Here is an 11,464-nt window from a genome sequence, read left to right on the forward strand (position 1 = left end):
CCGGCCCTCAGGCCGGACGCAGCCACACCGTCGCCAGGGGCGGCAGGGTCAGCCGGACACTCGCCGGCCGGCCGTGCCACCCCTGCGGTTCCGGCTTGACCGGGTCCGGATTGCCCACGTCGCCGCCGCCGTACCGGGCGGCGTCGGTGTTGAGCACCTCGTGCCAGGCGGGGACGTCGTCGGGGACGCCGAGGCGGTAGTCGGCGCGGACGACCGGGGCGAAGTTGGACACCGCGAGCAGCGGGGTGCCCTCGGCGTCCAGCCGCAGGAAGGCGAGGACGTTGTCCTCGGCGGCGTCCCCGACCACCCACGCGAAACCGGAGGGGTGGGTGTCGCGCTGCCACAGCGCGGGCGTGGCCCGGTAGACGGTGTTCAGGTCGCGGACCAGGTCCAGCACGCCCCGGTGGTCCGCCGCCGCCCCGTACCCCGGGTCGAGCAGCCACCAGTCGGGGCCGTGCGCCTCGGACCACTCCGCGCCCTGCGCGAACTCCTGCCCCATGAAGAGCAGCTGCTTGCCGGGGTGGGCCCACATGAAACCCAGGTACGCCCGCTCGCCCGCCCGCTGCTGCCACCAGTCGCCGGGCATCTTCGACACCAGCGACTTCTTGCCGTGCACCACCTCGTCGTGGGATATCGGCAGCACGTAGTTCTCGCTGTACGCGTACACCATGGAGAAGGTCATCTCGCCGTGGTGGTACTTGCGGTGCACCGGCTCGTGGCTCATGTACGTCAGCGAGTCGTGCATCCAGCCCATGTTCCACTTCAGGCCGAAGCCGAGCCCGCCGAAGCCGCTGGGTCCTTTGTGGTGGGTGGCGCGGGTGACGCCGTCCCAGGCCGTCGACTCCTCCGCGACGGTCACGACGCCGGGCACCCGCCGGTACACCGTGGCGTTCATCTCCTGGAGGAACGCCACCGCGTCCGGGTTCTCCCGGCCGCCGTGCTCGTTCGGCGTCCACTGGCCGGGCTCGCGCGAGTAGTCCAGGTAGAGCATCGAGGCGACCGCGTCGACGCGCAGCCCGTCGATGTGGAACTCCTCGCACCAGTACACGGCGTTCGCCACCAGGAAGTTGCGCACCTCCCGCCGGCCGAAGTCGAACTCCAGCGTGCCCCAGTCCGGGTGCGCGGCCCGCAGCGGGTCGGAGTGCTCGTACAGCGGACGGCCGTCGAACTCGGCCAGCGCCCAGTCGTCGCGCGGGAAGTGCGCCGGTACCCAGTCCATCAGGACACCGATGCCGGCCTGGTGCAGCCGGTCGACCAGGTACCTGAAGTCGTCGGGATCGCCGAGGCGGGCCGTGGGCGCGTAGAAGCCGGTGACCTGATAGCCCCAGGAACCGCCGAAGGGGTGCTCGGCGACCGGCATGAGTTCGACGTGCGTGAAGCCGAGGTCCGCCACGTACGCCGGGAGCTGGTCGGCCAGTTCGCGGTAGGACAGCCCCGGCCGCCAGGAGGCCAGGTGGACCTCGTACACCGACAGCGGTGCCTCGTGCGCGGGCGCCTCCGCGCGACGGGCCAGCCAGTCCTCGTCGCCCCAGGTGTACTCCGAGGTGTGCACGACGGAGGAGGTCGCGGGCGGTACCTCCGTACGGCGGGCCAGCGGATCCGCGCGGAACGTGCGGGAGCCGTCGGGCCGGGTGATCTCGAACTTGTACTGCTCGCCCGCGCCGATGCCGGGCAGGAACAGCTCCCACACCCCGGTGCCGCCCAGCGAGCGCATCGGGTGGCCGGTGCCGTCCCAGAAGTTGAAGCCGCCGGCGACCCGGACGCCGCGCGCGTTCGGCGCCCACACCGTGAAGCGGGTGCCCGCGACGCCCTCGTGGGTGACCGGATGCGCGCCGAGCGCCTGCCACAGCTGCTCGTGCCGGCCCTCGCCGATCAGGTGCAGGTCCAGATCGCCCAGCGTGGGCAGGAAGCGGTACGGGTCCTCGACCTCCTGGACCGCTCCCTCGTACGTCACGAGGAGCCGGTAGGCGGGGACGTCGCCCAGCGGCAGCAGGCCCGAGAAGAAACCGTCGCCGTCGTCGTGCAGCTCGGCCCGCGGCTCACCGGACAGGACGGTCACCGCCAGGGCGTACGGCCGGAAGATCCGGAAGGCGACGCCGCCGGGCACCGGGTGGGCGCCGAGCACGGAGTGCGGGTCGTGGTGGGTGCCGGCGAGCAGCCGCTCCCGGTCGCCGCTGTCCAGACGGGGGGAGACGGCGACCTCGGCCGGCGCCGCCCTCTTCCCGGCGGCCGGTTTCCCGGCGGGCGTCCTCTTGTCGGGCGTCTTCTTCGCGACAGCCTTCTTCGCGACAGCCTTCTTCGCGACCGCCTTCTTCCCGGTTGCCTTCTTCCCGACCGTCTTCTTGGCCGCGGCCTTCTTCGCGGCCGGCTTCTTCGCGGCCGCCTTCTTGGCGCCCGTCTGCTTCGGGTCGGGACCGCTGGACGAGGGGCGGGGGGTCACGGGCGGAGCCTCCTGGGCGACGTGGGATCGAGAGGGGGTGACAAGGGGTGTCCGGGACCCGGCGTCAGGCCGGTTCGGGCGTGGACAGGCGGCGCACCGCGGACAGCGGCACCGCGAGCCAGTCGGGACGGTGCCGGGCCTCGTACAGGACCTCGTAGACCGCCTTGTCCGTCTCGTGGGCGCGGAGCATCACCGGGTCGGTGCGCGGGTCGCTGCCGGCGACCTCCGCGTACCCGGTGCAGTACGCGGCCCGGCAGGACCCGGCCCAGCCCGGCACCGGGGCGCCGGCCGAGTGTGCGGCGTAGTCGAAGGAGCGCAGCATCCCGGCGATGTCCCGCACCGGCGGCTGTGGCATCCGCCGCTCGGCGAGCTGTTTCGCGGGCTCTCCCTCGAAGTCGATCAGCGACCACCGGCCGGACGGTGAGCGCAGGCACTGGCCGAGGTGCAGGTCGCCGTGGACCCGCTGGGCGGTCCAGGTACGGCCCTCGGCGGCCAGGTCGCCCAGCGCGGTGAAGGCCGTGCGCAGCGCGGGAGCGTACGGCCTCAGCAGGGGCACCGCGTGGGCGGCCTCCTCCAGCCGCCGGGTCATGCCGTCGGCGAGGTGCCGCACCTGGCCCTGGCCGAGGGTGACGGTCGGCAGCGCGCGGGCCAGCGCGGTGTGCACCTCGGCGGTGGCCCGCCCGAGCGCCCGGGCCTCGGCGGTGAAGTCCTCCCCCTTGGCCAGCTCGCGCAGGGCCAGCTCCCAGCCGTCGCTCGCGCCCTGCACATAGGGCTGGAGCACGCCCAGCACCCAGGACCGGCCGGCCAGCTCCGCCACCATCCAGCCCGCCGGTGCCGGCACCCGGGGGCAGCCCTCGCGGGCCAGCGCCAGCGGCAGCTCCAGATCGGGGTTGACGCCGGGCACGATCCGGCGCAGCACCTTGAGAATGAACGTATCTCCGTACACGACCGACGAGTTCGACTGCTCGGCGGTCATCAGCCGGGGCACCAGACCGGTGCGTATCTCCCGGTCCCCCTCCCGCTCGAAACGAAGCCCGCCGATGCGGGCCCCGGTGCGTAACGCCTCCAGGAGCACCTCGGCGGGCCGGGTGTCGTACAGGGCGTCGTAGGCGGTACGGCCGGCCAGCGGGCCCTCGGTCACATGTCCGATGAGCGCGGGCGCCAGCCGGGGCGGCAGCGCCTCGCGCGCGCCTATGAGGAGCTGGTAGCAGTCGCCGGGCTCCTCGGGCGCGCCGGCGGCCGGCGCGCTCTGCTGGTGGGCGCGCACCAGCACGTGGTGGAGGCCGACGCGGGCATCGGCCGGGAGCAGCTCGGTGGCCGCGACCAGCGAGAATCCGGTGACCGGACGCCCCTTGCCCGCGAACCAGCGTTGCCGCGGCAGCCAGTCCCGCAGCAGTGGTTCAAGTGACGCAAGAAGGCCTGGCGGGCTCGTGACGGTGCGTGTGACGGCTTCCGACATGGCGTCGCGTCCTTTCCCCGGGTAGTCGGGGTGCTACTGATGCGTGCCCCGGGCGGGGCGGCGGAAACCGCTCCGCCCGGGGATCGGGGCCGGTGCGGCCTAAACGGCGTCCTTGCGGAGCCTGAACCAGAAGAAGCCGTGCCCCCCGAGAGTCAGCAGGTACGGGAGGTCCCCGACCGCCGGGAAGCGGACTCCGCCGAACAGCTCGACGGGGTGGCGTCCCCCGAAGGCGCTCAGATCGAGTTCGGTGGGCTGGGCGAACCGGGAGAAGTTGTGGACGCACAGCACCGTGTCGTCCTCGTTCTCCCCGTTCGAGGGGGTCTCCCGCAGGAAGGCCAGCACGGCGGGGTTGGAGGAGGGCAGTTCGGTGTAGGTGCCGAGGCCGAAGGCGGGGTTCTGCTTGCGGATCTCGATCATCCGGCGGGTCCAGTGCAGCAGGGACGAGGGCGAGGCCATGGACGCCTCGACGTTCGTCACCTGGTAGCCGTAGACCGGGTCCATGATCGTCGGCAGGAACAGCCGCCCCGGGTCGGACGACGAGAAGCCCGCGTTGCGGTCCGGGGTCCACTGCATGGGCGTGCGCACCGCGTCGCGGTCGCCGAGCCAGATGTTGTCGCCCATGCCGATCTCGTCGCCGTAGTACAGGATCGGCGAGCCGGGCAGGGAGAGCAGCAGCGCGGTGAACAGCTCGATCTGGTTGCGGTCGTTGTCGAGGAGCGGGGCGAGCCGCCGGCGGATGCCGATGTTGGCGCGCATGCGCGGGTCCTTGGCGTACTCCGCGTACATGTAGTCGCGTTCCTCGTCGGTGACCATCTCGAGGGTGAGCTCGTCGTGGTTGCGCAGGAAGATGCCCCACTGGCAGCCGGACGGGATGGCCGGGGTCTTGGCGAGGATCTCGGAGACCGGGTAGCGGGACTCCCTTCTGACCGCCATGAAGATCCGCGGCATGACCGGGAAGTGGAACGCCATGTGGCACTCGTCGCCGCCCGCGGCGTAGTCGCCGAAGTAGTCGACGACGTCCTCCGGCCACTGGTTGGCCTCCGCCAGCACCACCGTGTCCGGATACTGCGCGTCGATCTCCTTGCGCACCCGCTTCAGGAAGGTGTGCGTGGCCGGGAGGTTCTCGCAGTTGGTGCCCTCCTCCTGGTAGAGGTACGGCACCGCGTCCAGCCGGAAACCGTCGATGCCCAGGTCCAGCCAGAACTTCAGGGCGGAGATCATCTCCTCCTGCACGGCCGGGTTCTCGTAGTTGAGGTCCGGCTGGTGGGAGAAGAAGCGGTGCCAGTAGTACTGCTTGCGCACCGGGTCGTAGGTCCAGTTCGACGCCTCGGTGTCGACGAAGATGATCCGCGCGTCCTGGAACTGCTTGTCGTCGTCGGCCCAGACGTAGTAGTCGCCGTACGGGCCGTCGGGGTCGGCCCGCGACTCCTGGAACCACGGGTGCTGGTCGCTGGTGTGGTTCATGACGAAGTCGATGATCACGCGCATGCCGCGCTGGTGGGCGGCGTCCGCGAACTCGACGAAGTCGGCCAGGTCGCCGAACTCGGGCAGGACGGCGGTGTAGTCGGAGACGTCGTAGCCGCCGTCGCGCAGGGGCGACTTGAAGAAGGGCGGGAGCCAGAGGCAGTCCACGCCCAGCCATTGCAGGTAGTCCAGCTTGGCGGTGAGGCCCTTGAGGTCGCCGACGCCGTCGCCGTTGCTGTCCTGGAAGGAGCGGACGAGGACCTCGTAGAAGACGGCTCGTTTGAACCAGTCCGGGTCACGGTCCTTGGCGGGTGTGTCCTCGAAGGTGTCCGGCACGGGCTCGTTGAAGATCATGTGGTGGGTGACCCTCCGATCTGCGGGTGGGACGGTCGCAGAACCGTGCAGATGTGCGCGGGCGTACGGCCCGGCTCCAGGCGCACATAGTTGGCCCTGCCCCAGTGGTATGTCTCGCCGGTCAGCTCGTCGCGCACCGGCACCGACTCGTGCCAGTCCAGGCCGAGTTGCGGCATGTCCAACGAGACCGTCGCCTCCTGGGTGTGGTGGGGGTCGAGGTTGGCGACCACCACAACCGTGTTCGACCCGTGCCGCTTCGAGTAGGCGATCACCTCCTCCTTGTCCGTGGGATGGAAGTGCAGATCGCGCAGTTGGCGCAGGGCCGGGCTCTGGCGCCGGATGGTGTTGAGCTTGGCGAGGAGGGGGGCGATGGTGCGGCCCTCGCGTGCGGCGGCGGCCCAGTCGCGGGGTTTGAGCTGGTACTTCTCGGAGTCGAGGTATTCCTCGCTGCCTTCGCGCAGGGGGGTGTTCTCGCAGAGTTCGTAGCCGCTGTAGATGCCCCAGGTGGGGGAGAGGGTGGCGGCGAGGACGGCGCGGACCTCGAAGGCGGGGCGTCCGCCGTGCTGGAGGTGGGCGTGCAGGATGTCGGGGGTGTTGGTGAAGAGGTTGGGCCGCATGTAGGAGGCGGCGTCGCCGGTGAGTTCGGTGAGGTACTCGGTGAGTTCCCGTTTGGTGTTGCGCCACGTGAAGTAGGTGTAGGACTGCTGGAAGCCGATCTGGGCCAGGGTGTGCATCATCGCGGGGCGGGTGAAGGCTTCCGCGAGGAAGACGACGTCGGGGTCGGTGTGGTTGATGTCGCCGATGACCCTTTCCCAGAAGGCGACGGGTTTGGTGTGGGGGTTGTCGACGCGGAAGATCCGTACCCCGTGGTCCATCCAGTGGCGCAGGACGCGGACGGTTTCGGCGGCGATGCCGTCGGGGTCGGCGTCGAAGGCGATGGGGTAGATGTCCTGGTACTTCTTGGGCGGGTTCTCGGCGTGGGCGATGGTGCCGTCGGGGCGGTGGTGGAACCACTCGGGGTGTTTGTGGACCCAGGGGTGGTCGGGGGAGCACTGGAGGGCGAAGTCCAGGGCCACCTCGAGGCCCAGTCGGGTGGCCTCGGTGACGAAGTGGTCGAAGTCGTCGATGGTGCCGAGCTGGGGGTGGACGGTGTCGTGGCCGCCTTCGGGGGAGCCGATGGCCCAGGGGACGCCGACGTCGTCGGGGGTGGCGGAGAGGGTGTTGTTGCGGCCCTTGCGGTGGGTGGTGCCGATGGGGTGGATCGGGGGGAGGTAGACGACGTCGAAGCCCATCGCGGCGATGGCGGGGAGGCGGCGGGCGGCGGTGCGGAAGGTGCCGTGGGGCTGGGTGGGGGTGCCCTCGGAGCGGGGGAAGAACTCGTACCAGGCGCCGTACAGGGCGCGTTCGCGTTCCACGAGCAGGGGCAGCGGGTCGGAGGTGGTGACCAGCTCCCGCAGCGGATGCCGGGCCAGCACCGCGTCCACCTCGGGCGTCAACGCCGCCGCCAACCGCGACGCGGCCGGCCGGGTCTCGTCCCGCAGCGCGTCGACGGCGGTGAGCAGCGTCCGCCGGTCCGCGCCGCCCGGCACGTCCGCGGCGGCGCGCTCGTACAGCCGGGCGCCCTCCTCCAGGACCAGTTCGGTGTCGATGCCGGCCGGGATCTTGATCCGCGCGTGGTGCCGCCAGGTGGTGACCGGATCGCCCCACGCCTCCACCGTGTACGACCACAGCCCGGGCTCACCGGCGGTGACGGTGGCGCCCCAGCGGTCGGTGCCCGGGGCCAGTTCGCGCATCGGCGTCCGCGGGGCCGGCCGGCCCCGCGGATCTCTGAGGACGGCGTCGGCGGCGACCGCGTCGTGCCCCTCGCGGAAGACGGTGGCCGAGATCTCGAAGGACTCGCCGGTGACGGCCTTGGCGGGCCTGCGTCCCTGCCGGACCATCGGGCGGACGTCCAGGACGGGGATGCGTCCGACGACGGTGGTGCGGTCGTCGGTGGTGGTGCGCCCGACGACGGTGGTGCGGTCGTCGGCGGTGGCGCGATCGGCTACGGCGTCGGTACGTCCGACGGGGGTGGTGCGTCCGGCGGCGGTGGTGCCGTCCGCGGGGGGCGCCTCGGGGGATTCCCCGGAGGACACTCCGGGGGGCGCCTCGCGGGGTGCTGACGAGTGGTGCGTGGCGGGCATGACCGCTCCTGTCCGCGTCAACGTGGGTGGGCGGATGACTCTGGGGAGGTGGGTCCTGCGGGGGTGCGTGCGGGGTGTACCGCAGGAGCCTTCCCACACTGTTCGGGTGGGCAATCCGGCACTTTGTTACCTACTCACGCGTATGTCGACACACGCGACGACCTGACCGGACACCTTCCCCGCCGGAAGATCGACACGCCGGTCGTTATTAGCCCGTCCGGCGAAGGCGAACGACGCCGTTCAGGCCGAATCGGAGGTCTGAGGGCGAAGGCCCCGGCGAGGGACACATCACGCCGGTAACGTCGTCGGGGTGAAGGCGATTCGTCGACTGACCGTCCGTCCCGTTCTCCCCGACCCCCTCCGGCCCCTCAGTGACCTGGCCCGGAATCTGCGCTGGTCCTGGCATCCGGAGACCCGCGACCTCTTCCAGTCCGTCGACCCCGAGTGCTGGACCGCGTCCGGCTGCGACCCGGTACGGCTGCTCGGCACCGTCCGGCCCGCACGCCTCGCGGAGCTGGCCGAGGACCGGCGCTTCCTGCGCCGGCTGACCGCGGTGGCCGACGACCTCGACCACTACATGACCGGCGACCGCTGGTACCAGGCGCAGTCCGGCCGACTCCCCGCCGCCGTGGCCTACTTCTCGCCCGAGTTCGGTATCACCGCCGCCCTGCCCCAGTACTCCGGCGGCCTCGGCATCCTGGCCGGCGACCATCTGAAGGCGGCCAGCGACCTGGGCGTCCCGCTCATCGGCGTCGGCCTGCTCTACCGCCACGGCTACTTCCGCCAGTCCCTCTCCCGGGACGGCTGGCAACAGGAGCACTACCCAGTCCTCGACCCCCACGAGCTGCCCCTCGTCCTCCTCAAGGAGACCGACGGCACCCCCGCCCACGTCGCGCTCGCCCTGCCCGGCGGCCGCGAACTGCGGGCCCGCGTCTGGCTGGCCCAGGTCGGCCGGGTGCCGCTGCTGATGCTGGACTCGGACGTCGAGGAGAACGACCTCGGCGAACGCGGAGTCACCGACCGGCTCTACGGCGGCGGCAGCGAACACCGGCTCCTCCAGGAGATGCTGCTCGGTATAGGAGGTGTCCGGGCGGTACGGACGTACTGCCGGCTCACCGGGCACGCCGCGCCGGAGGTCTTCCACACCAACGAGGGCCACGCCGGCTTCCTGGGGCTGGAACGCATCGCCGAACTCTGCGACAAGGGGCTCGAGTTCGGCGCCGCGCTGGAGGCGGTCCGGGCGGGCACCGTCTTCACCACCCACACCCCCGTCCCGGCCGGCATCGACCGCTTCGACCGCGAACTGGTCGCCCGCCACTTCGGCCCCGACTCCGAGCTCCCGCGCATCGACGTCGAACGCGTCCTCAGGCTCGGCATGGAGACCTACCCGGGCGGCGAGCCCAACCTCTTCAACATGGCCGTGATGGGCCTGCGCCTGGCCCAGCGCGCCAACGGCGTCTCCCTGCTGCACGGCGGGGTCAGCCGGGAGATGTTCTCCGGACTGTGGCCCGGCTTCGACGCCGACGAGGTGCCGATCACCTCCGTCACCAACGGGGTGCACGCCCCCACCTGGGTCGCCCCCGAGGTGTTCCGGCTCGGCGCCCGGCAGATCGGCGTCCAGCGGGCCGAGGACGCGCTGTCCGTCGGCGACTCGGACCGCTGGGACTCGGTCGCGGACATCGCCGACCAGGACATCTGGGAGCTGCGCCGCACCCTGCGCGAGCAGCTCGTCACCGAGGTACGGCAACGGCTGCGCGCCTCCTGGCGGCAGCGCGGCGCCGGGGCCGCCGAGCTGGGCTGGATCGACGACGTCCTCGACCCGGACGTGCTCACCATCGGATTCGCGCGGCGGGTCCCCTCGTACAAGCGGCTGACGCTGATGCTGCGCGACCGCGACCGTCTGATGGACCTGCTCCTGCACCCCGAGCGGCCCGTCCAGATCGTCGTCGCGGGCAAGGCGCACCCGGCGGACGACGGCGGCAAGCGGCTGGTGCAGGAGCTGGTGCGGTTCGCGGACGACCCGCGGGTGCGGCACCGGATCGTGTTCCTGCCCGACTACGGCATGGGGATGGCGCAGAAGCTCTACCCGGGCTGCGACATCTGGCTGAACAACCCCCTTCGCCCGCTGGAGGCGTGCGGCACCAGCGGCATGAAGGCGGCGCTCAACGGCTGCCTCAACCTGTCGGTGCTGGACGGCTGGTGGGACGAGTGGTTCCAGCCGGACTTCGGCTGGGCGATCCCCACCGCCGACGGCGCGGGCACCGACCCGGACCGGCGCGACGCCATAGAGGCCGCGGCACTCTACGACCTGCTGGAGCAGCGGATCACTCCCCGTTTCTACGAGCGGGGCGCGAGCGGCCTGCCCGACCGGTGGATCGAGATGGTCCGCCGGACCCTGAGCCTGCTCGGGCCCAAGGTGCTGGCCGGCCGCATGGTCCGCGAGTACGTCGACCGGCTCTACACCCCGGCGGCCGAGGCGCACCGTGCGATGGACCCGGACTCCGCCCGTGCGCTGGCCGAGTGGAAGGCCCGGGTGCGGGCCGCCTGGACGGGGGTGAGCGTCGACCATGTGGAGACGTCCGCCGCGAGCGCCACGGCGGAGCTGGGCTCGACGCTCGGGCTGCGGGTGCGGGTGAACCTCGGCGATCTGGCCCCGGACGACGTCGAGGTGCAGGCGGTCTCCGGCCGGGTGGACTCCGAGGACCGGATCACCGACGCGACGACCGTGCCGCTGAAACCGGTGGGCGGTCCCGACCTGGAGGGCCGCTGGCTGTACGAGGGTCCGCTGGCCCTGGACCGTACCGGTCCCTTCGGCTACACGGTCCGTGTCCTGCCCGCGCACCGGCTGCTGGCGTCCGGCGCGGAGGCGGGGCTGGTCGCGGTGCCCTCCGACGAGCTGGCCCAGGCGGCCGGCCTGCTGATGAGGTGAGCCGGCCGGTGAGGTGAGCGCCCGGGGCGGCGAGGGCGGGCTCAGTCCTCCTCGTCGCCGCCGCTCAGCCGTCGCAGGACGGTGCCGCAGCGGCGGGCGTAGGCGTGCTGGAAGGCGCGGGCGGCCGGTCCGCCGGCCTTGGCGTACCACTTGGCGGGCCGGCTGAAGGCGGTCACCGTCAGCCAGACGGTGCCGTCGCCGGTGCGGTCGACGACGAAGGCCTCCTCGCCGGACTCCGGGTGGCCGGGCAGCGTGCCGTAGGCCCAACCGGCCCGGCGGGGTTCGTCCAGGGTCCAGACCACCCGGCAGGGCGCCTTGATCATCCCGGCGAGGGTGACGGTGACGTCGACGCCGGGCGCGGCACGGTCCGCTCCCGCGTCGATGCCGACGCCCATCTCCCGGTGCATCTCCCAGGTCAGCACGGCCTCGACCGCGCGCTTGAACACCGGTTCGCCCTCCCCGAGGCGTGTGCGTACGTGCATGGGGCGGAAGCCGGGCGGGCAGTAGCCCTGCTCGCGGGTGGCGCCGACGTCGTCGTACGTGAAGGACATGGGCACCAAGAGTAGGGCGACACCCAGGAACCTGGGGTTCCGGGTGCCGCCCTCGGGCCGTGTCGGATCACCGGCCGTGTCGGA

The 11,464-nt window shown here is 71.9% G+C and carries 6 protein-coding genes; 1 reads left to right on the plus strand and 5 read right to left on the minus strand.

Annotated features, from left to right (window positions below; genetic code table 11):
• Positions 1 to 7: 7 nt before the first annotated feature.
• The 4 genes from glgB to QC283_RS14000 form a co-directional block, all read right to left on the minus strand.
• Positions 8 to 2,440 (minus strand): 1,4-alpha-glucan branching enzyme, encoded by a 2,433-nt coding sequence (gene glgB / locus QC283_RS13985; RefSeq protein WP_279561818.1) that lies wholly within the window; start codon positions 2,438 to 2,440, stop codon positions 8 to 10.
• A gap of 64 nt (positions 2,441 to 2,504) precedes the next feature.
• Complete coding sequence (locus QC283_RS13990; protein ID WP_279561819.1) at positions 2,505 to 3,899, minus strand: maltokinase N-terminal cap-like domain-containing protein; 1,395 nt, start codon at positions 3,897 to 3,899, stop codon at positions 2,505 to 2,507.
• A gap of 99 nt (positions 3,900 to 3,998) precedes the next feature.
• On the minus strand, positions 3,999 to 5,717 hold the full coding sequence (gene treS, locus QC283_RS13995; RefSeq protein WP_279561820.1) for a maltose alpha-D-glucosyltransferase: 1,719 nt from the start codon (positions 5,715 to 5,717) through the stop codon (positions 3,999 to 4,001).
• The gene (locus QC283_RS14000; RefSeq protein ID WP_443032598.1) at positions 5,714 to 7,900 is read right to left on the minus strand and encodes an alpha-1,4-glucan--maltose-1-phosphate maltosyltransferase; all 2,187 of its coding nucleotides are present in this window, start codon (positions 7,898 to 7,900) and stop codon (positions 5,714 to 5,716) included. The genes treS and QC283_RS14000 overlap by 4 nt, the downstream gene beginning before the upstream one ends.
• A gap of 310 nt (positions 7,901 to 8,210) precedes the next feature.
• Here QC283_RS14000 and QC283_RS14005 point away from each other — a divergent pair, with 310 nt between their 5' ends.
• A complete protein-coding gene (locus QC283_RS14005; RefSeq protein ID WP_279561821.1) occupies positions 8,211 to 10,829 on the plus strand; it encodes a glycosyltransferase family 1 protein in 2,619 nt (872 codons plus the stop codon).
• Positions 10,830 to 10,870: 41 nt separating this feature from the next.
• On the opposite strand, the gene QC283_RS14010 is transcribed toward QC283_RS14005, so the two are convergent.
• On the minus strand, positions 10,871 to 11,380 hold the full coding sequence (locus QC283_RS14010) for a DUF1990 family protein (protein ID WP_279561822.1): 510 nt from the start codon (positions 11,378 to 11,380) through the stop codon (positions 10,871 to 10,873).
• Between the last annotated feature and the right edge of the window lie 84 nt (positions 11,381 to 11,464).

The organism is Streptomyces sp. DH41 (assembly GCF_029813785.1).
Lineage (GTDB): Bacteria > Actinomycetota > Actinomycetes > Streptomycetales > Streptomycetaceae > Streptomyces.

Coding starts and splice junctions, on each gene's coding strand:
- QC283_RS13990 (WP_279561819.1), bottom strand. CDS start 3,899: ATGTCGGAAGCCGTCACACGCACCGTCACGAGCCCGCCAGGCCTTCTT.
- treS (WP_279561820.1), bottom strand. CDS start 5,717: ATGATCTTCAACGAGCCCGTGCCGGACACCTTCGAGGACACACCCGCC.
- QC283_RS14000 (WP_443032598.1), bottom strand. CDS start 7,900: ATGCCCGCCACGCACCACTCGTCAGCACCCCGCGAGGCGCCCCCCGGA.
- QC283_RS14010 (WP_279561822.1), bottom strand. CDS start 11,380: ATGTCCTTCACGTACGACGACGTCGGCGCCACCCGCGAGCAGGGCTAC.